13 protein-coding genes and 5 pseudogenes are annotated in these 23306 nt (G+C 60.2%); 7 read left to right on the forward strand and 11 right to left on the reverse strand.

Annotation, left to right across the window (positions count from 1 at the left end; genetic code table 11):
• From PACILC2_RS01765 to bcp, 8 genes are all read right to left on the reverse strand, one after another.
• Positions 1-2207, reverse strand: a 2207-nt coding sequence (locus tag PACILC2_RS01765; protein WP_213527070.1) for a transglutaminase-like domain-containing protein, incomplete at its 3' end; no start/stop codon positions are given.
• On the reverse strand, positions 2191-3609 hold the full coding sequence (locus PACILC2_RS01770; RefSeq protein ID WP_213527072.1) for a DUF58 domain-containing protein: 1419 nt from the start codon (positions 3607-3609) through the stop codon (positions 2191-2193). The genes PACILC2_RS01765 and PACILC2_RS01770, both read right to left, overlap by 17 nt.
• On the reverse strand, positions 3606-4658 hold the full coding sequence (locus PACILC2_RS01775) for an AAA family ATPase (RefSeq protein WP_244863158.1): 1053 nt from the start codon (positions 4656-4658) through the stop codon (positions 3606-3608). The genes PACILC2_RS01770 and PACILC2_RS01775 overlap by 4 nt, the downstream gene beginning before the upstream one ends.
• 109 nt (positions 4659-4767) lie before the next feature.
• A complete protein-coding gene (locus PACILC2_RS01780) occupies positions 4768-6396 on the reverse strand; it encodes a polysaccharide deacetylase (RefSeq protein WP_213527074.1) in 1629 nt (542 codons plus the stop codon).
• A gap of 111 nt (positions 6397-6507) precedes the next feature.
• Complete coding sequence (locus PACILC2_RS01785) at positions 6508-7455, reverse strand: alpha/beta hydrolase (protein ID WP_062496007.1); 948 nt, start codon at positions 7453-7455, stop codon at positions 6508-6510.
• Positions 7456-7645: 190 nt separating this feature from the next.
• Positions 7646-9505, reverse strand: coding sequence for a heparinase II/III family protein (locus PACILC2_RS01790; RefSeq protein ID WP_213527076.1), 1860 nt, complete (start codon positions 9503-9505; stop codon positions 7646-7648).
• Positions 9506-9593: 88 nt separating this feature from the next.
• Positions 9594-10181, reverse strand: coding sequence for a guanylate kinase (locus PACILC2_RS01795; RefSeq protein ID WP_213527078.1), 588 nt, complete (start codon positions 10179-10181; stop codon positions 9594-9596).
• A 300-nt stretch (positions 10182-10481) separates the two neighbouring features.
• Positions 10482-10946 carry a thioredoxin-dependent thiol peroxidase gene (gene bcp, locus PACILC2_RS01800; protein ID WP_062496013.1) on the reverse strand — a complete coding sequence of 155 codons (465 nt, stop codon included), beginning with the start codon at positions 10944-10946 and terminating at the stop codon, positions 10482-10484.
• A gap of 136 nt (positions 10947-11082) precedes the next feature.
• Between bcp and PACILC2_RS01805 the strand changes: the two genes are divergently transcribed.
• The 5 genes and pseudogenes from PACILC2_RS01805 to PACILC2_RS01825 all read left to right on the forward strand — a co-directional run bounded on the left by PACILC2_RS01805 (position 11083) and on the right by PACILC2_RS01825 (position 17049).
• Positions 11083-13326 carry a helix-turn-helix domain-containing protein gene (locus tag PACILC2_RS01805; protein WP_213527080.1) on the forward strand — a complete coding sequence of 748 codons (2244 nt, stop codon included), beginning with the start codon at positions 11083-11085 and terminating at the stop codon, positions 13324-13326.
• A 266-nt stretch (positions 13327-13592) separates the two neighbouring features.
• Positions 13593-14512 (forward strand): annotated as a pseudogene (locus PACILC2_RS01810) (ABC transporter permease).
• 13 nt (positions 14513-14525) lie between these two features.
• Positions 14526-15417: pseudogene (locus PACILC2_RS01815) on the forward strand (carbohydrate ABC transporter permease).
• Positions 15418-15442: 25 nt separating this feature from the next.
• Entirely contained in the window at positions 15443-15958 is a 516-nt protein-coding gene (locus PACILC2_RS01820; protein WP_213527082.1) for a type 2 periplasmic-binding domain-containing protein, read from the forward strand.
• Entirely contained in the window at positions 15955-17049 is a 1095-nt protein-coding gene (locus PACILC2_RS01825) for a type 2 periplasmic-binding domain-containing protein (protein WP_213527084.1), read from the forward strand. The genes PACILC2_RS01820 and PACILC2_RS01825 overlap by 4 nt, the downstream gene beginning before the upstream one ends.
• A gap of 79 nt (positions 17050-17128) precedes the next feature.
• On the opposite strand, the gene PACILC2_RS01830 is transcribed toward PACILC2_RS01825, so the two are convergent.
• The 3 genes and pseudogenes from PACILC2_RS01830 to PACILC2_RS01840 all read right to left on the reverse strand — a co-directional run bounded on the left by PACILC2_RS01830 (position 17129) and on the right by PACILC2_RS01840 (position 19831).
• Entirely contained in the window at positions 17129-17917 is a 789-nt protein-coding gene (locus PACILC2_RS01830) for an ABC transporter permease (protein ID WP_213527086.1), read from the reverse strand.
• 6 nt (positions 17918-17923) lie between these two features.
• A pseudogene (locus tag PACILC2_RS01835) lies at positions 17924-18717 on the reverse strand (ABC transporter permease).
• The gene (locus PACILC2_RS01840) at positions 18710-19831 is read right to left on the reverse strand and encodes an ABC transporter ATP-binding protein (protein ID WP_062496024.1); all 1122 of its coding nucleotides are present in this window, start codon (positions 19829-19831) and stop codon (positions 18710-18712) included. The pseudogene PACILC2_RS01835 and the gene PACILC2_RS01840 overlap by 8 nt, the downstream one beginning before the upstream one ends.
• Positions 19832-20062: 231 nt before the next feature.
• Between PACILC2_RS01840 and PACILC2_RS01845 the strand changes: the two are divergent.
• Both PACILC2_RS01845 and PACILC2_RS01850 read left to right on the forward strand, forming a co-directional pair.
• A pseudogene (locus PACILC2_RS01845) lies at positions 20063-21141 on the forward strand (LCP family protein).
• 274 nt (positions 21142-21415) lie between these two features.
• Positions 21416-22737, forward strand: a pseudogene (locus PACILC2_RS01850) (glutamate-1-semialdehyde 2,1-aminomutase).
• Positions 22738-23306 lie beyond the last annotated feature (569 nt).

The raw sequence follows: 23306 nt of genomic DNA on the forward strand, positions 1-23306 counted from the left end.
TGCGCCGCTTGCGCGACAGCTTGCGCCGCTTGCGCGACAGCTTGCGCCGCTTGCGCGAGCCGGCCGCCGCCAGCGGCTTGGCCGGACGGCTGCGCCGGCGCATCGGCCGGACGCCCGTCCGCGTCAGCCGCCACGGCGCCGTCCACCTGCGGCGGCGCGCCTGCGGCAAAGCCTGGCGTCGGGTCGAACGGCACCCATCCCGCGCCGGGAAAATATACCTCTACCCAGGCATGGGCATCCTTCGCCCGAACGGTATACCAGGCTTCATTCGAAGTTTTACCCGAGGCTTTATCCGGTTCTTTATCCGGTGCTTCATCCGAAGCCACTTCCCCCTGCTCCGCTTCGGCTCCGGGCGCGAACCCTTTCACCCATCTCGCCGGAATATCCTGCGCGCGCAGCAGGACAACCATCGCGGTAGAAAAATGGACGCAGTAGCCCTGCCGCTGCTCGAACAGAAAGTGATCGACGAAATCGGCGCCGGACGGCGGCTCCTCCGTCTCCTCCAGCGTATAACGGAAATTGCCGCGCAAATACCGCTCAACCGCCTTCACCCGTTCGTACCGGTCCGGGGTCCCCGCTTCCGCGGCCAGCCGTTCCGCAAGCTCGACAACCCGGCGCGGCAGATCGGCCGGCAGCTGCAGATCGTCCTCCGATACCGCTTCGACCTTGCCGGCCGTATCGGCGGAAGCGGCGGCCGCTGCCCTCAGCACATCCGGCTCCGAAGGCGTCAGCGTCGTTTCGATCGTATACCCGGATATCCGCAGACCGGCCGACGGCACAAACAGCGATCCGGATGCTTCATCGCGCAGATAAGTTCGCGGCGGCGAATCCGTTCCCGCTGTCTGCAGAGCGGTTACCCGCCCGACAGGGCCTCCTGCCAGAAGCGGCATATCGGCAGCGGAAGGATGAACCAGCCGGACCGTATGTTCGACCTTGCGGGCGGCTCGCCCCACGGCATCCGCAGCGCCTGGCGCGGCGCCGCTTGCCGTCCCGCCCGCTTGGCGGCCGCCGTCTCCGGAGGCGGCGCCATCCGCACCGGCCGGCTCTGCGGCCGTATCCGCCCCATCCCCGATAGCATAAAGCCGCAGCTGCGCCGGCCGGTCCGACCAGCCGCGCCCGGTGTAGATGCTTTTCGCTTCCCCGCGCCAATATAACGGCACAGGCGAACGGACGGCGAATACGACGGTATCGTCCGGCTGCAGCGGCCCGCCGAGCGCGAAATCGTCCGTGCCATAGCCCGTTGCGGCCGTGGCGCCCCCGGCATTGCCCGCCGCTGCTGCGTCCCGGCCCCCTGCGCCCGCCGTCCTGCGCAGCATATCGCGCCACTCGTCCGCCAGCATGGCGGCCCATTCCGCCGGCCGCAAAGATTGCGGCTTGTCCGCGCTGATCGCGAACGCCGCCGCGATAATGACGAACGCCGTAGCGGCCCCGGGCACGATCGGCGAGCGACGCAGTCCAAAGCCGCCGCTCTTGGGGGCTGCCGCCGAATGCACGGCGGCTGCGCCATGAAGCCGCAAGGCGCGCGGATAGGCGACCAGCGCGCCAAGCAGCAGCCCTTCCGCCGCTACGCGCGCAAGCGCCCATTGCAGGTCGAAGCCGAGCCAGCCGTTCAGCAGCAGCAAATAGCAGACGGTCAGCCCGGCGAGACCGAACCCGGCCTGACGCAGCCAGACAAGCGACTGCAGGGCGGGAGCGAGCATCGCCCAGCCGGTGAACATCAGCAGCGTACAGAGCTCGCCGGACATCGCGATCAGGCCGTACCCGGCCATTCGGGACAGGTCGGCGCTCAAGACGGACGGTAATTCGGCCAGCCATTCCACAACCGATCCGTCGACGAACAGCAGCGCCGTGCCGACCAGACATACCGTTCCGTTGATGAGCAGCCCGACCGGGCGGGGCGGCATGAACAAGCCGCAGGCCAGGAAGACGCCCAAAGCCGCGACCAGCGGCTCGAAACGGTACAGCTCGGCCGCTTCATGCAGCTGCCGCCACGGCAGTATCCATTCCGCCAACAGCCCGTAGAGCAGCAGCGTCGTGGCCAAGCGGTAGCGCCACGAACAGCCGCGCGACCCGTCGGCTGCCGCGCCGCTCCCTCCCGCGAAGTCCGGCCGGCCGCTACCCGCTCCGTACGGTCGGCCGTTCGCCGCAGCAGAAGGCGCCGCCATGCCTTGTCCCCGGCCGCCCGTACCGTTACGATGCGCGGCCATCGGAACCGTCTCCTTCCGCCGCTTCCGCCCGAACCTCCGGACGTTCCGGAACATACAACCAGCGGACTGCCGCTCCGCCGCTTTCGATCCGTTTCTGCGCTTCCCGCATGGCGAATGTAACCGTATGCTGGCGCGACACGAACCGCAGCTCCAGCCGGCAGCCCGCAGCGGCAATCAAGGCGGCCAGCTTGCTCCAGCCGCCGGCATGCTGCCAATCCGGCGTGAAGTACACAAGCGTCCCGCCTCGGACCAGCTGCGTCGCGATCGTATCGCGCCAGCCGGAGTCCGCATTTCCGCCGCCGTCCGGGCTGACGGCGGCAAGCCGCTCCGCAAGGCGGACGACCGCCGACGCATCTTCCGCTTCCAGCCGTTCCTCGCTTCCGCCGATCGCAAGCCGCACGCGGTATCCCAGACGAACAGCCTCGTCCGCCGTGCCGACCGCCCAGCCGGCCGCGGCATCGAGAAGCACATCATCGTCTTGATACAAGGCGGACGACGTCTCGACTGCGAGCACGATCCCGTCCTGCGGACCGGGCGGCTGCAAGCGCGTCTGCCAGCCTTTTCCCTTGGCCGCGGCGCGCCAGTCGATATGGCGGAGCGAATCGCCGGCCCGGTACGGCCGGCGCTCCGTTCCCGGACCCGGCATCATTCCTGCGAATGCCGCCCGCCCTTCCGCGCCGTCGCTCTTGCGAATAGCGGGCAGACAGCTTTCCGGTTCGCGATGCCGTTCGGCCGCCCGTTCGGCCGCAGCCGGCCGCAGCCGCCCGCCGCGCTCCGATTCGGCAGGCGGGGAAGGCATCACGATCAGACGGTCCGCAGCGAAGACCCGCCGCTCGACCGCCGTCAGGCCGAACGGGTCTTCGACCGTCAAGCGCAATGGCTCGAACAGGTAATGTCCGCGGGGCAAGCCGCTGATCCGATATTCCACCGTCCATTGACGGCGCAGACGGGAGAGCGTGAGAAAGCGGCAGACGACCGCGGAGGAAGCGTCGGCGTTCGCCTTGCCGATTCGTTCTTCAACGCCGATCCAACCGACCGGCGGCACGATGCGCGAGCGGAACGTCAACCGGACAAGCACCGTATCCCGGTCTCCCGCGTGTCCGCCCGGTCCGCTCGGCTCCGGAACCGTAACCGCGCGGACTGCGTCGAGAGCGCCGGCCGCAAGCCGGGGCAGCACTGTACAAAAGGCGGAGAGCAGGCCGAACGCGGCGGCGGCGAACCACTCCATAGCCTCCCCGCGCAAGACGACAGCCGCCGCGCTGACCGTCCAGCAGGCCCCGAGCAGCGCCCAGGCTCCCGGCCGCAGACGCCAACAAATCGCCGCCTTCCCGGCAGAAGCTGCGCCGGACGGGTTTTCCCCGCGAATGGCGTGATCGGCGTGAATGGCGTTCGCTTCGCTCATCGGCGCCCTCCCCCCGGACGATCGCCTTCGGGAAGCGGCGTTTCCTTCAATATGCGCTGCAGCGCCATCGTCCGGTCAGCCCCGGGACGCGCGGCGATTCGGTGGCACAGCACCGGCATGGCCGTATCCAGCAGATCGTGCGGCAGGACATAGGCGCGGCCTTCCATATATGCGCGCGCCTGGGCCGCCCGCAGCCAGTCCCGCGAAGCGCGCGGGCTCGCGCCGAGCGACAGCTCGGAAGCCTGGCGGGTCGCGCCGGCGACGCGGACGATATATTCGCACAGGCTCGGATGAACGTAAACCCGGCCCGCTTCCCTCTGCATCTGCCGCCACTCGCCGGTTGTCACGACAGGCCGCAGCTCCTCCGGCCGCGTCTGGCGGGAAGCGCCGGCCTCCTCCAGCATCCGGACCTCGTCCGAAGGCGCGGGATAACCGATTTCCAGGCGCATCAGGAAGCGGTCGAGCTGCGCCTCCGGAAGCGGATACGTTCCTTCATAGGCAAGCGGATTCTGGGTCGCGATCAGCAGAAAAGGCTCCGGCAGCCGGCGCGTCTCGCCCTCCACAGTGACGCAGCGCTCCTCCATCGCCTCCAGCAGCGCGGACTGCGTTCGCGGCGGAGTGCGGTTGATTTCATCCGCCAGCACCAGGTTGGCCATAATCGGCCCCGGCCGATATACGAACTCGTTCTTTTCCCCGTCCCATATCATGCCTCCGGTAATATCCGCCGGCATCATGTCGGCGGTAAACTGGATGCGCGCGAACCGCCCGCCGATTACGCGCGCGAACGCGCGGGCCAGCATCGTTTTGCCGACGCCGGGCGCATCTTCCAGCAGGACATGTCCGCCCGCGAGCAGCGCGGCCATCGCCTGCGTAATCGTTTCTCTTTTGCCGATCAAAACCGATTCCAACCGCGACGCCATCCGGCCGAGCAGCACCTGCGGCTCTTCGATTCGCGCTTCTGCGGCATGCCCGGGGCTGCGGAAATCCGGCCGCTCTCGCTCCGCACCGGCTTCGCCCCGCCCCATTTCCCATCGCTCGGGCGTGATCATACTGGACTACCTCCCGGAAGATTCTAACTCTATCTATTCTTCCAGTTTCGCCACAGCCGGTCCCCTTTAGACCTGCCGGCAGCCGCGTTATGGCCGCATATTCCGCATATTATGCGATCGTCCTGAACGGGCCGACCTCTATTTCCCTTATCGCATTCCCTGCCTTCATCCGGTAGATTTCCAGACCGAATGCGGCAAGCGCGCCTCTCAGCGGCAGCATGATCCGATTGTTGCGAATGCTGTCCGGCCCCGGCTCAAGCTCCAGCACCGTGCCGTTCACCATAACCGTCGCTTTGTTGGATTTTCCGTCCCAATAAACCTTTCCCCCGAACCCTTTGGCCAACGTTCGGACCGGCACGAACACCGCTCCGTCGCGAATCGCGTATTCCCCCGGCTCCCACCGCACGACGATGCCGCCCTTTCGGACAACGAGCTGCCGGCTTTCCGTCAGGAACGGCGCGCGTTTCCGGACTTCTCCCGCAAGCTTGGCCGGTGCGGGCGCACCGAACCGTCCGCCCGCTTCCGTCGGCGAGCCGGCCGCATGCGCGTTCGCCGGCCGCGCTTCCGGGGCTGCGGCGGCCAGTCTGCCGCTTGCGCCGTGCTTCTGCAAATAAGCGGTCTCCGCCGCGGTCGGCATGTCCCGCTTCCACTTGATGCTGTCCGCAACCGGGAATACAACCGGGGACGCTTGCTGCTCCAGCGCTGCGAACGTATAGCCTTTCGCACGATAATACCGGATAATGTCAGGCAATGCTTTCACCGTCTCCTGATGAATCGAGGAGTCGTGCAGCAGCACGACGGTCCGCTCCGACAGTCTGGACGCTTTGACATTGGCGACGATTTCATCGGCCGGAACGCCAATCCGCCGGGAATCGCCGCTGTCGACGTTCCAATCGACGACGATATAGCCCGCTTCGTCCAAAGCCCGGAAATAGGCTTCGTCAAAATTGCGGTGCGTCCCGCCCGGCGCCCGCAAAAGCCTCGTCTTAACGCCCGCCGCCCGTTCGATCGCCTTGTCGGTTTCGACGACTTGCCGGGCAAACTCTCCGAAGCTGCCGTATAACTGTTCGTACTTGTGATTGTAAGTATGATTGCCGATCGCATGGCCTTCCTCCGCGATTCGTTTCACCGTCTCCGGATACCGTTCCACGTGCTCGCCCAGCACGAAGAACGTCGCCTTCACCCGTTCACGCTTCAAAATATCGAGCACGTCCTTTGTATAGCCGCTCGGCCCGTCATCGAATGTCAAATAGACGACCGGCTTCGCCTTGGCGGACCTGGAAACACCTTTCGGTTTGCTGCCGGCAGTCTGGCTTGTCAACGTGACGTCATGCGCCGTCGCAGCGTCTGCCTTTAAACCTGTCAGAGCCGCGTCTTGCTTCAAGCCTGTCACAGCAACGGCACTCCCCGCTTCCGCAACTGCCCTCCGACTTGTCGGAGCAACAGCATTCGTCATCGCCGCGTCTGCCTCCGGGCTTGTCCGGACAGCGGCATTCGCCGATTTCACGGCACCGGATTGCTCCCTATCCGCCGGCGATGGCTCCGCGCTCCCCGACGCCGTTATGACCCGCTCCGGCCCGGCAGCCGAATTCGGCGTCTCCCCTGTTCCGAACTCCGATATCCGTTCATCCGATTCGGCCGGCCCGCTTTCCATCGTGTTCCGTCCACCGGCGCCGACCGCCACCAATCCGGCCATTGCGGCCAGAACAAACGTCTTCAACCAACGCGGCATCGTCATCCGTCACCCTTCTCTCCATAAATGATGCTTTATCACAGAGTATATGAGCGACGGCCCCGGCGAATGCCTGCCGCTCCCGCATGCGGCCGAAGGTTGACGGTCATTGTCCGCTCATATATAACGCTCCGTGAATCGCGCCACCGCTTCCGCATACGCTTCGGGGTCGGTATCGTAGGAAACGGCATGGCCGGCGTCCGGCACGATCAGCAGTTCTTTCGGTCCTTGCCGTTTGGCCTCGTACAGCTGGCGGACCATGGCCGTCGGCACGAACGTGTCGTTCCCGCCGTGGATGAACAGAATCGGCCTGTCCGACCGGGCCGTCTGCCGCAGCGCCGAAGCTTCCCCGAAGCTGTAGCCGGCCCGCAGCCGGGTCAGGAAGCTCGTAAGCGGCAGCAGCGGAAAAGCCGGAAGCCGATACATCCGCCTCATCTGATACGCCAGAATATCCTTCACCGAACTGTACGCACAGTCGGAAACGATGCACTTGACCTGATCGGGCAGAGCCTCGCCGCTCGCCATCAGGACGGCCGAGCCGCCCATGGAGACGCCGTGCAGCACGATCCGGCAATCCGCTCCGAGGCGCTCGATCGCTTCGCGCGTCCATGCGATAATATCGAACCGGTCATGCCAGCCGAACCCGATATAATGGCCGCCGCTTCTGCCGTGCCCCCGCATGTCCGGCATCAGAACATCGAACCCCAGCTTGTCCCGATACAGCCGCGCATAACCCGCCATGGCGCTTCCATCTCCCGAGTACCCGTGCACCAGCACGGCGAGCCGCTTCGTCTGCCGGTCCGCTTTCAGGTACGACGCCCGAAGCGTGATGCCGTCATCCGCCCGCACCGTCCACTCCTCGGGATGCCGCTCCGCCAGCCAGGCGGCGCTGGCGGCTATATGGTTTCCACGCACGCCCGAAGTGGTGGATACAAGATCGGGATCGCCGACCAGGAAGCTTTTGTCCGAACGGCTGACGCTTTTTCTGTAAAAATATTCTGCCGCGCCGAACAGCAAAACAGCTCCCGCTGCCGCAGCCCCGGCTACGATCCGTCCGATAACCATATCTTTCCCTCCTTTGCATGGCCGCAACCAGACAGCGGCCTGTTCCCGCAGCCGATCTCATTGCACACGATACATTGCAAAATCTATTATAGCGCCGCCCTGCCAAAAAAGCTGTCCTGCCGGCCTTGTACAGACCGGCGGGACAGCTTCGCTGCGGACCTTCCTTCGAGCGGATCGGACAACGATTCCGTCAGCGGCTTTCCGACGACGGACTGGACGAGGGACTTGACGACGGACTTGCCGTCAAAACGACGATATCGAATCGCAGCGCGATCCGGTTGAACAAAGCTTTCCGGCGGAGAGAAAAATCGATCGTATACCATGGCGTTTCCCGCCCGAAATGATCGGTGAACGTTCTGCTCGTAACGACCGGCTCAAGCTCATCGCGATCGCAGACGATTTTGACCGCATAGCCGTCCTCGCCCCGCAGCAGGATACAGCCTTCCCCCGGCTCCGGGGGAACGGCGGTTGCGAGGCGTTCGACGATACGTTCCGGAACGGACGTGAACTTGAACTCGTCGATCAGCTCGAGAGACGGAAGCTCTGCCTTTCGCCATACGAACTGCCGGACGGCGGACGCCAGATGCCCGAGACGGTAAGCGGAACCGAACTCCAGCTTGAACCGGACCTCGTCCTTCCCGAGCGACGCCTCCAGAATGCGGGCGGCGCTGTCCCGGCCCGCAGCCTGCAGACGACCGTCCAGAATCGGAACCGTATGGCCTTGCGAACCGTTGCAGTCGAAGTCGTAGCGGCCCGGACCGAAGTATTCGGCCGTATATTCTCCCGCCCCGAGGTCGGTGATGAATGGCGTCCCGCCAGCAAGCAGAATGAACTGTCCGATATCGTTATGGTTATGGGGCTCGTCGTTATGCCCGCCCTTGGCGGCAAAGCCGAAGCGCCCGTATTCCGAATGATGCCGGGACACGATCCACTCCGCATCCGGCAAGTAGTAGTCGGCGGCGCGCCATGCCGTCTCCCGCTTCCCGGCATCGTACCAGATCAGATTGCGGAAGGCCGGAGCCCAGCGGCTGCAATGGTCCTCCGTGTAGGCGGCCCGCAAGGAAGAAGGCGGCACATCCATATCCTCCGGGTACAGCCCGGCCAAATAATGCGTGAGACCAAGCTGTACGGGGACGCGCAGCGGCGAATCGGAGAAATTGACGACCGCGTCGCCATCCAAATAGCATTTCTGCTGAAACAGGGCGATGCTGCGGACTTTCTCCAGCCGGAACAAGTCGATGGCGCCTCCCGTCCGCCGCTTGAGCAAATCCGCGAAATAGACGAAGAAGCCGAAGCCGTAATTCCAGTAGCCGATTCCTTCCGTACAGGCTCCGTCATCACCGAAGCCGTCCAGAAAATACGCCATGCTGTCGAGCGCTTTGCTTATGACGGCCGTCAGCCTGTCCGACGGATCCAGCATAAGCAGCGCGGCAGCGCCGATCGAACCGGCGCAAACGGCGGACCAATTGTGCTTCGCCGTCTCCCAGCCGAACGGGCCGTTCTCGAGAAAGGGGCGGAACAGGCGCTGCTCCACTTCCTCCGCCATTCTGTCCCGCAGCCGGGCGGGAAGCCGCTGGCCCAGCAGCACCGCGATTTCGCTGAGAGCGAAGCCCGTCTCCGCAGCGAACAGATCGATGGCGCCCCGGGCCTTCCTTCCTTGCAGATGAGCCGGAAGACACCACGTATATTCATTGCAGACCGCCCAGATGATCTCGTGCAGACCGCTTCGCAGTTCATCTCGTTCCGGCTCCAGCAAAGACAGGAGCACGAACGTATTCAACCTTCTTCTGCGCTCGAAATATACGCGTTCGTATTCGAGCCGCGATCCTTGCTTTTCGAACAAGGTGAATAAGGCATAGGTCAGCTCCGGGATCGGAGTTGCCGACAGCCGTTCGCCTTCCCGTCTGATCTCGCTTACGAGATCCGCATAATCGGGCGTTGTACGAACGATGCGCCAGAACGCATCCTGATCGCCGTCCGGATAATAGAAGCCGTGGCCCGCCGGCTCCAGCCTTTCCATGACGGAACGCAGTTTTTCCTTGCCTACCATCTGCCCGCTTCCTCCCCGCCAATCGATTTGCCGGTTATCCATGCAAGCAAAAAAAGACGCACCGTCACATGTGCGTCCGTCCCCGCTGTCAATCCCTTTCCACCAGACCGCGCTTCAAATACCGCTCCAGCGTATTTGTCACATCCCATACCGTATGCGCCAGATCGTAATTCTCGAAAGCGTGCTCGCATTCGCGCCGGTAAGCCAGGTCGCGCTCGTAGCGGGCCAGATGCTCCCCGACGACAGCCTCGTCGAGCCCCTTCTTCCGCTGCCGCCCGGCGACCGTCTCCCGGTCCGCGTAAATGAACAGCCGAACGGTCCGCTCTCCGTACAGCCGCTTCAAGATGTCGGCTCCCTGCCGGTTGACGATCACATAGATGCAGCCGTGCGTTTCGAAGCTGCGCGCCACGTCCAGCTCGCGGATGCCGTACCGGTTGGCGCCGATTCGTATGCTTTCCAGAAATTCCTGCTGGCGTTCCATCTGTTCGTACAATTCGTGTGAAATAAAATGATAGTCGTGCCCGTTCACTTCCCCCGGCCTCGGTTTTCGCGTCGCGCAGGACACGACCTTCTTCATGCCGAGAGTCGCGCCGGCCTGGTCGGCGACCGTCTTGCGGCCCGCCCCGTCCGGCCCCGTGAACACAAAAACGAATTCCCGGTCTTTCAGCTCGTACATTGTTCCGACCTCCTCGAAGAAGATTCGTTGCCGGATGTCATTTCCGTCCCGTTCCTCTTGATGCCAAGCCAACATCGGAAGTGCGTCATGTTCGTCTGAATTCCCGCCGTATAAGACGATTATATGACAATTTCGGCGTTATCGTCAAATAATCCCTAGTAAAAGTTGTCCGTTTTCGCGTTTTCTTTGTTTTTCTTCTGTTTTCTCCTTCAAAACTTCTATAGATCCGAAAAAAGGACATCTGCATGACCCCCGGAAGGCGGTTCGCAGATGCCCTTTCTCTTTCATGCCGATCGGCTATTATTGTTTGACGGCCGCCAGCACCTCGTCCGCATGGCCTTCCACTTTCACGTTGCGCCATTCGCGCGCGAGCCGCCCTTCTTCGTCGATCAGAAACGTCGAGCGGACGACGCCCATATATTCCCGGCCGAACATTTTTTTCTTCTGCCATACGCCGAACATCTTGCACACTTTCTGATCCGTGTCGGCAAGCAGCAGAAACGGCAGGCCATGCTTCTCGATAAACTTGTTGTGCGATTTGACGTCATCCGGGCTGATGCCGAGAATGACCGTATTGCGGTCTGCGAACGCTGCGTTCGCATCGCGGAAATCGCATGATTCCTGCGTGCAGCCCGGCGTCATATCTTTCGGGTAGAAGTAAAGGACGACCTTCTTGCCGCGAAAATCGCTCAGCGAAACGTCGGCGCCGTTGGAAGCCGGCAGCGTAAAATCCGGTACTTTCCGCCCGATCTCCACCTGGCTCATGAGCCGTTCCCTCCTTTGTCTAGGCTGTCCCTTTATTGTAGCGGATTCGGAACGCTTGCGCCAACTCGGGACGTGCGAAGGCAGGACATTCCCTTCGCAACCATGTATATGTTTTACAATAGGGAGGTCGTGGAAAATGAATGCGTTGAGATCGAAACTGTTTTTCCGCTATATGCTGTCCTATCTGGTCATTTTTTTTATTCCGTTCCTTGTGATGAGCCTCTTTCTGTACGAGCAGTCGGTGAACGCGCTCAAGCGTGAAATCGACCAGAGCAACCTGAACAAAATGATGCAGGTCGGCGAGCAGACGGGCAACCTGATTCGGGCGATGAACCAGATTGCCGCCCTCATTACTTACGACAAGCACCTTACCCCCTACATGGTCAGCCATCCTTATACCGCAAGCGACGCCATCGAAAAGCTGGGCATCTACAAGTCGTCCAACGCCACGATCGACGAAATGATGCTGTATTACCACGATTCCCCCAACGTCTATTCCGACCGGGGGTATTACGCCGTCGACACGCTGCTTTACCGCGTTTTCGGCGCCAGCGACGAACAGAAGGAGCATTTTCTCCGCACCGTCCGCAACCTGAAAGCGCCGGCCGCGCTCCCTGCGGATTACTTTGCTTCCGACGACAACAAAAGGCCGGGCTCCGTCCTGTTCCTCTTCCCGATCCCGCCTCACGATACGAACAAATACGGCACGGTCATGTTCCTCGTCCGGCAGTCGGTCTTCTCCGGCATGATCGCCCATGCGCTGGGCGATTTCGAAGGCAGCATCTTCATGCTGAACGCCGACCGGGAAGTCATTGCCGAAGCTCATCGGGACGGACCGCTCGGACAGCTCCGGCAAGCGGAGCTGACGGGTCTGGATCTGGCCCGGACAGGCGTGCGCGAGACGGAGATCGGCGCTTCCGGCCGGCATTCCGTCGTCACCGTTCATGCGCCGGAGACGGGCTGGACGTTCGTCATGGCCGCCCCGACGAACCAGTACGCCAGCAAAGTGTTTCATATTCCGATTCTGCTGCTGGCCATCGCCGGATTGCTGGTCGTGACCGGTCTGCTGCTTGCGCTCTTCTTCGCGGCAAGACAGTACCGGCCGATCGGCAGCCTGATGAGCTATATGTACGGCACCAAAAGCAGGCCGGCGGGAGAAGCCGGCGGGTCCGTGCAGGATACGGTGCAGCAATTCATTCGCCATCACGATTCGCTTCGGGAAAAAATGTCGGTGCAGCAGCCGTTCGTGCGGGACCAATGCCTGTTGAAAATATTGGGCGGCAATCTCGACGATCCGGATACCGTCACGGAAATGTGCGCCATGTCCGGCGTCTCCTTCCCTTACCCCTATTTCTTTGTCGTCTATATTTCGTTCGAGAACGCGCCGCATCACGACGTAAAGCGGAAAGGCGCGCTGCTGAAGGAGCTGGAAGCCCGGCGGTTGCCGGATGCCGTCATCTGCGGCGTGGAGCTCATTCATGACAACGCGATCGCCGCCGTCGTCAATACCGCTCACGCCAACCCCGCCTGCACGGAAGCCGCCGTTCAGGAGCTGCAGCGGCTGAAGGATAACCTGGAGCTGGAAGGCGTTATGGGGGTCGGCACCGTCTATCCGGCAATCACCCAGGCGCACAGCTCGTTTATCGAAGCGTCGGCGGCCGCCGATTACAAGCTGACGAGCGGAACCGATACGGTTCTCTATTTCAAGCAGCATTCGGCATCCGGCGATATTAGCGGCTGGTACAGCAACGATCTTCATCTCAAGCTGACCCAAAGCTTGAAAAAAGGCAACCGCCGCGCCGCCCTGGAAACGGCGGGAACGCTGCTCCGCCGAATCCGGTCGCTCGACGCGTCTATCGCATGGCTCCGCTGCTGCTGCTTCGATGTCGTCAACGTCGTCTTCCGGGCAGCCGCCTCCATCGCCTACAGCGATCCGGAGCTGGAGAAAGCGATCGTCAATTTCAGCTCCATCGAAGATTTGGAGCCGAAGCTGAACGCCTTCATGGAAGGCGCCTGCCGGCAGGCCTCGCTGCTGAAGGAGCGGGAGGGGCAGCTGCTCGGCGAGCAAATTATCCGCTACATCGACAAGCATTATAAGGAATACGCCTTCAGTCTGGAACAGCTTGCCTCACGTTTTCAGCTGTCGGAATCGTATACGAGCCGTTTTCTGAAAGAAAAGACCGGCGCAACGTTTCTGCAGTATTTATGGGAGCTGCGTCTTGCGGAAGTGAAACGGCAACTGGTCATGACGGACAAGCCGATCCGGACGATCGTGCAGGAAATCGGATACATCGATGTACCGAACTTTATCCGCAAGTTCAAGAAGGCGGAAGGCATGACGCCCGGCGAATACCGGAAGCGCCATACGAATTCCCGGTAACGAACACTCAAAAACGCCGGACTGACCGCATCGGTCGCCTTCGCCCGATTGTCATTTGGGCTTGCGCGGCCGCCGGGATGTGCGGAAATGACATATGTTGTGCGGCCTCCGTTCCTTGGCCGAAAGCCGCTTTTCCCGGTCGGTTGTCATCGGCAAAGCGACATATTTACGCGGTTTCGGCGTCGTCCTACAATGAAAGCGCGTTCAATACGACCGGTCGATTCGGAACGCAGCCATCCTCGACGAAGGGAGCGGATGCCGCTGTTATGCACCGCAGAACGAGCTTCACCATGACACTCAGGCAAGCCGTGAAGTGCTGGCAACTTTATGTCCTGCTGCTTCCGGCCGCCGTCTACTTCTTCATTTTTCATTATATTCCGCTGTACGGCGTCCAGATTGCCTTCAAGCATTACGTTGCCGGCAAGGGCATCTGGGGGAGCCCCTGGGCAGGCTTCGATCATTTCGAACGTTTCTTTCAATCCTATTATTTCTGGGATCTGATCCGCAACACGCTCGTGCTGAACGTTTACGGTCTGCTGCTGTTTCCTTTGCCTGTACTGCTGGCCTTGTCCTTCAACGAGGTGCGGAACGCCGCTTTCAAAAATGGGCGCAGACGATCACGTACGCGCCGCATTTCATTTCGACCGTCGTCATGGCCGGCATGATTATCGCGTTTCTGGACCCGCAGACAGGGCTTGTCAACAACGTCATCAAGCTGTTCGGAGGGGAACCGGTCCAGTTTCTGATCACGCCGCACTGGTTCAAGCATATTTTCGTCTGGTCCGGCCAGTGGCAAGGTCTCGGCTGGGGCGCCATCATTTATTTGGCCGCGCTGGCGGGCGTCAATCCGGAGCTGCACGACGCCGCCTCCGTCGACGGCGCGTCCAGGCTGCGCAGAATCTGGCATATTAACATTCCGGCGATTATGCCGACGGTCATTATTCTGTTTATTTTGTCGATGGGCAGTTTCATGTCGGTCGGCTTCGAGAAGGTGCTCCTGCTGCAAAATCCGCTCAACATGTCGTCTTCCGACGTCATCCAGACGTTCGTCTACCGCAGCGGGCTGCTTCAGAGCCAGTACAGCTTCTCGGCCGCTGTCGGCCTGTTCGACTCGGTGATCAACGTTCTGCTGCTTATTGCGGCCAATCAGGGCGCGCGGCGTCTGACGCAGAACAGTCTATGGTGAAAGGAGCGCAGCGATGAAAGCAACGATGTCAGATCGGACCTTCGAGCTTGTGAATCATGTCCTGCTCCTCCTGTTCATCGGCATGATCCTGTTCCCGCTCCTGTTCGTGCTGTCGGCATCCGTCAGCGATCCGACGCTCGTCAATTCGGGCAAGGTGTGGATTTGGCCGCGGGGCATTACATTCGAAGGGTATAAGCGGATTTTCCAGAACAACGAAATTTGGCTGGGCTACCTGAACACGATCGTCTATACCGTGATCGGAACGGTCCTCCACCTGATCGTGCTCCTTCCTTGCGCCTATGCACTCTCGCGGCGCGAGCTGGCCGGGAAGAAGCTTATCCTGTGGTATTTTCTGCTCACCATGATGATCGGCGGCGGGCTCATTCCGACGTATCTCGTCGTGCGCGATCTCGGCATGGTCAATTCGATGTGGGCGATCGTCATTCCCGGCGTGGTGGGCGCCTGGGACATCCTCGTCTCCCGGACGTTTTTCCAGCAAAATGTCCCCGATCCGCTCGTGGAGGCGGCGAAGGTTGACGGATCGTCGTACTTTCATATTTTTTCCGGATCGCGCTGCCGCTGTCGCTGCCCATTATCGCGGTCATGTCGCTGTTTCACGGCGTCGGCTTGTGGAACCAATATTTCAATGCGCTGATCTATCTGAATCACGACAGTCTGTATCCGCTCCAGCTCGTGCTGCGCAAAATTCTTGTCGCCCAGGAGATGAGCTCCGAAAATATGGCGAACAGCTCGATTCAGGCGGAAGCGCTCGCGGCGCAGGCCCGTATCGCCTCGATTCTGAAATACGGCGTCATCGTCGTATCGACCGCGCCGCTGCTTGCCGTTTATCCGTTTTGCAGCGCTTCTTTCTGAAGGGCGTGCTGATCGGCTCGATCAAAGAGTAACGAAACGATAAAGGGGAGAATGAAATTGAAAAGACAGTTATCGATATGGTTGTCCGTTCTGCTGGCCGTTTCTCTGCTGCTGGCGGCTTGCGCCAAGGACGAAACGGAGAGCGCGAATCCGGAAGAACGCGAGCCCGGCGACAATTTCAACGCGACCGGTTTTCCTATCGTGAGCGAGCCGGTCGAGATCGAGGTGATGGGCGCGCGGCATGCGCTTGTCGGCGAATGGAAGAACCTCGCCTTCTTCCGGGAGATGGAAAAGCTGACGAATGTGAAATTTAACTACAATACGCCGCCGTCGTCCGACTATGCCGAGAAAAAAAATCTGGCCTTCGCCAGCGGAGAAATTCCTGAAGTATTTTTCGGCGGACAGCTGACGACGGACGATGAAATTACGTACGGCCAGCAAGGCATTCTTATTCCGCTGGAAGGGCTGATCGAGAAATACGCGCCCAATATCCGCAAGGTGCTTGACGAAAATCCGGAAATCAAGCAATCGATCACCGCTCCGGACGGCCATATTTACGCGCTGCCGGGGTGAACCAGGCGCCGATCGCCAAGCTGACGAGCATGTGGATCAACGGGCATTGGATGCAGAAGCTGGGCATTACCGAAGCGCCGCGCACGACGGATGAAATGTACAAGATGCTCAAGGACTTCAAGGAGAAGGACCCGAACGGCAACGGCGAGGCGGACGAAATCCCGCTCACTTCGATCAAGCTCGGCGACGTGCGCGGCATGTTCCTCCCGGCCTTCGGCGTGCTGCGCCGGGAGCATATGGCCGTCGACGACAAGGTGATCTACGGCGCTCTTCAGCCGGGATACAAAGCCTATCTCGAATATATGAACAGGCTGTGGAAGGAGCAACTGCTCGACCCCGGCACCTTCTCCCAGACGACCGAGCAGAAGTCGGCGAAGGGGCATGCCGGTCAGGTCGGCGTATTCACCGACGCGCTCCCGTATTTGACGCTCGGCGGGGACAGCGAGAGCTCCACGATCCACCCGCTCGTGCCGGCCATGACGAGTCCGGCCAATCCGGACCAGCCGATCATTTCGCAAGGCTCCGGCATTTCCAGAGGAACGTTCGCCATAACGAACAAATGCAAATATCCGGAGGTGATTATCCGTTACGTCGATTATTTGTGGAGTCCGGAAGGCGAAATCCTGATCCATTACGGGCTTGAGGGGGATCTGTGGGAATGGGCCGACGACGAGAAGAAACTGCGCAAATATATCGAGCATGAAGGCATGAACATCGAGGAATACCGCGGGGGCAAGGTGACGCCCGCCGTCGGCGTCTCGTTCCCGATGTTTACGCCGGAGGAAGTGGAGAACAACTGGGCCGATCCGATGCATCAATTCCGGATCGCCGAGGTGGACAAGAAGCTGAAGCCATACGGCAAATCGCCTTTCCCGGATATTTATCTGCTGCCGGAAGAGAGACAGCAGATCCAGGGCATCGAGACCGACCTGAACACCTATGTCGAAAGCATGGAAGCGAAGTTCGTCACCGGGGAAGCGTCGATGGACCAATGGGATACGTTCGTCAAGACGGTGAAGGATATGGGCATCGACAAGCTGCTCGAGGTGTATCAGACCGGCTACGATCGTTGGCTCGCAGCCGACAAGTAGCCCCCCATGCGTTGCGGTCGGACCGAAGCTTGTGTGCTTCGGTCCGGTCTTTTCCATGATGGGAACAAACGACCGTCGGCTACGAGCCCGCCCCGCGGTATCGCTTCACCCCGTTGTTCCAGATCGCAAGACCGATGGCGAATACGATGACGCCCATAACCGGCGTGAGCGGCGCCAGCGCCGCAATGTCGTCCTTCCGGTCCAGAAAATGCGCCGCCGGAATGACGCCGACGAACGCGAACGGAAGCAGCCACGTCAGGACGAAGCGGATCAATTTATTGTAGATGTTGACCGGATACCGGCCGTAATTCTGGATGTTGTACATGAGCGGCAGGATGCCGGTCGGCGAATCCGAGTAAAAGGCGATGGCCGTCAGCGCCGTATACAGCCCGGCATAGATCAACACCGCTCCGGCGATAAACAGCAGCATAATCGGAATGTCGAGCCAATCCAGCGGCAGGCCGAGCCTGTACCAGCAGACGCCCATGATGACCGCGCCTACGATCGAGCCGGCGAGCGACGGCGGGTCCATATTTTCGAGCAGCAGTTGCAGCAAATTGTGGGCGGGCCGGGTCAGCACCCGGTCCATCTCCCCTTTCACAATGTAGCGCTCGCTAAAGTTCCACAAATTGAAGAACGTGCCGAATATGCCGTACGGAATCATGAAAAAGCCGTATACGAATACCACTTCCAGCTCCGACCAGCCGCCGAGCGACGCCGTGTGCCGGAAAACGATCAAAATGAAGATCAGGTTCATTCCCTGGAACATCAGATCGGACAGCACTTCGATCCAGAAGTCGGCCCGGTAGGTCAGACGGGTTTTGGCGTAATTTTTCAGATATTCCCAAAATAACGACAAGGCAAACATGCCGTCTCACCCTCCCTGTACGAACAATCTTCGTCTGGCAAGCCGCCACAGCCACCAGATCGGGACGAGCAGCGCCGCAAACCAGAAGAGCTGCAGGCCGAGCACGCCGAGCGCTTCGCCGGCCGGCGTCCTGCCGGTAAACACCGAGCTCGGCAAATACGTAATCGCCTGGAACGGCAGCCATTCCATAACGGAAGCGAGCCAGCCGGGGAAGAACGAGATCGGGATGACAACGCCGGAAAACAGGTCGACCATGACCCGCTTCATCCGCATCATGCCTTCATTGTTTTCGACGAAAAAGGCGAACAGTCCCGTCAAAATGTTAATCTGCGAATTGATCAGGAAGCTCAGCAGCAGCATGACCAGGTAGACGAGCCAGACGGCGGGATCGGTCGGCAGCTTCACCGGAAACAGCAGGCAGACGACGATCATGCCCGGCACCATGAACATCAGCAGGCGGAACAGCCCCTCGCCGAAGCCCTGCATCATTTTGACGGCCAGATACGAATACGGGCGGATGAACTGGATGGCGACGCTCCCGTCCCGGATCTCATTGGCGATTTCCCGGTCCAGGTTGTTGAAATAAAACGCGCGCGCCATCCACGACACCGCCACATACGTCGTCATCTGCGCGACGGTAAAGCCGCCGAGTTGCTCCTGCGCGCCATAAATCGCCTGCCACAAAAATAGTAAGCGCCGATATTAATGGCATAAATAATAATGCCGCTATAATAATTAACGCGGTAAGCCAGCATCATCAGAAAGCGGATGCGGATCAGGTCGAGATAAGCGCTAGCCATGGCGCACCGGCTCCTTGTCCGCACGGTCCCCCGCGGCTGCCGCGGCGGCTTCCCCGGAGGCCGCGTCGGCTCCCGCCGCGCCGGACTCCGCGCCTTCAAGCCTGGAACCGGCCGAAGCCGAGCCGGAGCGGTAAATTTCGCGCACGATATCGTCGGTATTCGTCTCGACGATTTTAATGTCGCGAATGTCCTGGCAGGCGCCGACGACGCGCGCCAACGCATCGGATACGCTCACTTCCATCGGCACCCACATCGCGGCCGTCATATCGTTTCCCGCCGTCCACGTGACGCCGAGATCCGCGGTCAGAAGCCGCAGTTCGGCAAGCGGAGCCTGTCCGCCGAACCGGAACCGGATTTCGCGCCCCCTGCTCCAGCGGGCTTTCAATTGTTCGAGTCCGCCGTCATAAATAATGCGGCCGTCGTCAAGCATGATTACGCGGTTGCACAACGCTTCGATATCCTGCAAATCATGCGTCGTCAGCAGGATCGTCGTCCCGTGCTCGCGGTTCATCTGCTTCAGAAATTCGCGGATTTCGGTTTTGACGACGATATCCAGACCGATCGTCGGCTCGTCCAGAAACAGTATCGACGGATTGTGCAGCAGCGAGGCGACGAGCTCGCAGCGCATCCGCTGACCGAGGCTCAGCTTGCGCACCGGACGGTTCAGCAGGTCGCCGAGCTGCAGCCGTTCGACCAGCTCGTTCAGCCGTTTGCGGTATTCCGCTTCCGGCACGCGGTATACTTTGCGCAGCAACTGGAACGATTCGATCACGCCGATGTCCCACCATAGCTGGGAACGCTGTCCGAATACGACGCCGATCTGGCGCACGAACTTCTCCCGTTCTTTATACGGCACATGGCCGTTGACGAGCAGCTGTCCGGATGTCGGCACCAGGATGCCGGTCAGCATTTTGATCGTCGTCGATTTTCCCGCTCCGTTCTCGCCGATATAGCCGCATATTTCGCCCTGCGGAATTTGAAACGTAATATCTTTGACAGCGGTCACTTCCCGATATTCGCGCTTGAACAAATCTTTCAGCGCCCCCGAAAGCCCTTCTCTGCTTTTTTGCACTCGAAACTGCTTTCTTAAATCTTTGACATCTATCGCCAGCATGGTGTCCGCAACGCTCCTCTCGCTCGACATTTCCCGGGAAATTGTGATATTTTTCTAATAAATGGCACAGAACTTGATCTTTTGCCATCAAGACCTTTATAATTTTATGATATGTAATCATACATCAGATACGGACAAAGGAAAAGCGGCCCCGGCCCCCTTGCTGCACCGGGTACACCGTGATTTGCCCGTTATACTCGCTTATCATAACTAAAGGGGCGATACGCCGGAATGCGAAAGAAAACGAAAAAGAAATCCAAGTGGAGATGGGGGCTGTACGGGTTGCTTGCCGTATTGGCGGGCGTTATCGGCTATGCCGCCTATCAGGGATTCGGCGTCTATAACGCGCTGGACAATTTCAATAAATCGCCTGAAGAATCCCGGTTCGGCCAGTTCGAGCAGGTCAACAAGGAAGAACCTCCCAAATGGGAAGGCAAGGAACGGGTCAATATTTTACTGCTCGGAGCAGATGCCCGCGGTCTGGAGAAAGATCAGGTGGCCCGCACAGATACGATGCTGCTCGCTTCCATCGATCCGGTGACGAAGAAGGCGCATCTGTTCTCCATCCTTCGCGATACGTATGTCGATATCGAAGGTCATGGCAAAACCGGATCAACGCCGCCATTACGTTGGGCGGTCCCAAACTGACGATGAGCACGATCGGGGATTTGCTCGGACTTGATATCCAATATTATGTTTATACCGATTTCGAAGGCTTCAAAGCGCTCGTCGATGCGATCGGCGGGGTCGACTACGAAGTCGAGAAAGATATGAAGTGGACCGACAATGCCGACGGCAACCGTTATGATATCGATCTGAAGAAAGGTTATCAGCATCTCGACGGCGACAAGGCGTTGCAATATGTCCGCTTCCGTCACGATGCGATGAGCGACTTTACGCGGACCGAGCGCCAGCGCAATTTCCTGAAGGCCGTGGCCCAGAAAATGCAGTCGTCCTGGAACTTGCTGCGCATGAAGCAAATCCTGGAAAGCGTTACCCCGTATATCGAGACGAACCTGACGCCGCAAGACATGCTCAAGCTGGGCATGCTCGGCCTGGAGGTCAAGATGAGCGGCTCGGCGCAGGTGCCGCCGATGGAGCTGCTCCGAAGCTCCAACGGCGGAGCCGCGGTGCTCGAGATCAGCGACGAAGACAAGCTGCGCGAATATGTGCAGGAGCAGCTCGCAACCGACGAGAGCGCAACCGTCTCCGGCGAAGCCGACGGCACGGACAGCGGCCGGGAGAGCGGAGGCGGCACTGCTCTGGACAGCGGCAGCGGCGGCCAAAGCAGCGAAGCGGCGGCGCCATAGGGGAAACGAATATTTCGAGGGATATTTCCAGGGATAACTCAACGGATATTTCAACGGGGAGTTTAACGGGGAATTTAACACGGATAGTTCAATACGGATAGTTCGACGGGGAATTTAACACGGATTGTTCAATACGGATAGTTCGACGGGGAATTCTAATATTTCGACCAATCTGACAATTCCGGAGGGGGAAGCCGGTTCGGTTCTGCGGACTGCGGTTTTCGCCCCTCTTTTCGTTGCCCGGTATACCCGATCTTTTCAAGGAGGAATGACCATGCTGCAGCCACGTATCCGTTCGGAGGAGCTTTACCGCGAAGCGCTCGAGCATATCGTCGGCGGGGTCAACAGCCCGTCGCGCTCGTTCAAGGCGGTGGGCGGCGGCGCCCCGGTTTTCATGGAGCGCGCCGAAGGGGCTTATTTCTGGGATGTCGACGGCAATCGCTATATCGATTATTTATGCGCGTACGGGCCGATTATTACGGGGCATGCGCACCCGCATATCGCCGAGGCGATCGTACGGGCCGCCCGCACCGGCACGCTGTACGGCACGCCGACCGAGCTGGAAATCCGGCTTGCCCGCATGCTCAAGACGGCCATTCCGTCGATGGACAAAGTGCGGTTCGTCAATTCCGGCACCGAGGCCGTCATGACGACGATTCGGGTCGCCCGGGCTTACACGGGGCGCACGAAGATTATCAAATTCGCCGGATGCTATCACGGACATTCGGATCTGGTGCTGGTCGCAGCGGGGTCCGGTCCCTCCACGCTCGGTACGCCTGACAGCGCCGGCGTTCCGTCGAGCATCGCCCACGAAGTCGTCACCGTGCCGTTCAACGATCTGGACAGCCTGCGGCAGGCGCTGGAGCGCTGGGGAGACGAGACGGCCGCCGTCATGGTGGAGCCGATCGTCGGCAATTTCGGGATGGTCATGCCGAAGCCCGGCTTCCTCGAAGGGCTGTGCCGACTGGCCCGCGATGCCGGCGCGCTCGTCATTTACGACGAAGTGATCAGCGCCTTCCGGTTCCATTACGGAGGAGCCCAGACGTTCGCGGCATTCCCCGATCATACGGCGATCGAGCCGGATCTGACCGCGCTCGGCAAAATTATCGGCGGCGGTCTGCCGATCGGCGCGTACGGCGGACGCAAGGAAATTATGGAGCAGGTCGCGCCGCTCGGTCCGGCCTATCAGGCCGGTACGATGGCCGGTAATCCCGCCTCCATCGCCGCCGGCATCGCCTGCCTCGAAGTGCTGCAGCAGCCGGGCGTGTACGAACGGATGGATGCGCTCGCCGCCTGGCTGACCGATGCGCTTTCCCGTCTCGCGGCCGAAAACGAAGTGCCGCTCACGGTGAACCGCATCGTCGGGGCGTTCTCGACGCATTTCTGCAGCCATCCCGTCACGAACTACGAAGAGGCGCAAAACGCCGACGGCGAAGCGTTTGCCCGCTTTTTCCGGCATATGCTGGACCGGGGCGTTTGCCTTGCCCCTTCGAAGTATGAAGCATGGTTTTGACGACGGCTCATACCGAGGCCGACATCGACGAGACGATCGAGGCGGCGCAGGCTTCGTTCCGCGCCATGCGGGACGGCAGTTAAAGCTTTTAAAGCTGTTTAAGCTGTTATGGACGTTTAGGGGCTGTTATGGCTGTTATGACTGTTATGGCTCATTAAGGCGTTGAGGCGTTGAGGCGTTGAGGTATTGAGGCGTTGAGACGTTAGGGCTGTTAAGGACGTTAAGGCTGTTAAAGCTGCGTTAGGACTGTTAAAACTGTTAAGGCTGTTAGGGACGTTAAGGCTGTTAAAGCTGCGTTAGGACTGTTAAAACTGTTAAGGCTGTTAGGGACGTTAAGGCTTTATGCCGTTAAAGCAAAATCATGCTATGTATAAGTCTATATTCCAAGCAGAAACGACTCCGTCGTTTCTGTCTGAAGACGATACTGTTTCGCGGATGGCGGCCAAGGCCATTCGTTCACGCCAACTCCGCCGGGCGCCCGATTGCGAACCTCCTGGCCCTCTATATGTTCGAGCCACCCATGCCGGGCGCCGTTTGCGAACCCCAAGGGCTTTATTCCACTCGCTCCAGCCCCGCGTTGGCTGGCATCCTGAAGATAGAAAAGCCTAATAACAGAACAATGCTGCAAAAGTGCAACTTTTTCGGGCGCAAA

The sequence above is a fragment of the Paenibacillus cisolokensis genome, assembly GCF_018403665.1.
Lineage (GTDB): Bacteria > Bacillota > Bacilli > Paenibacillales > Paenibacillaceae > Paenibacillus_AH > Paenibacillus_AH cisolokensis.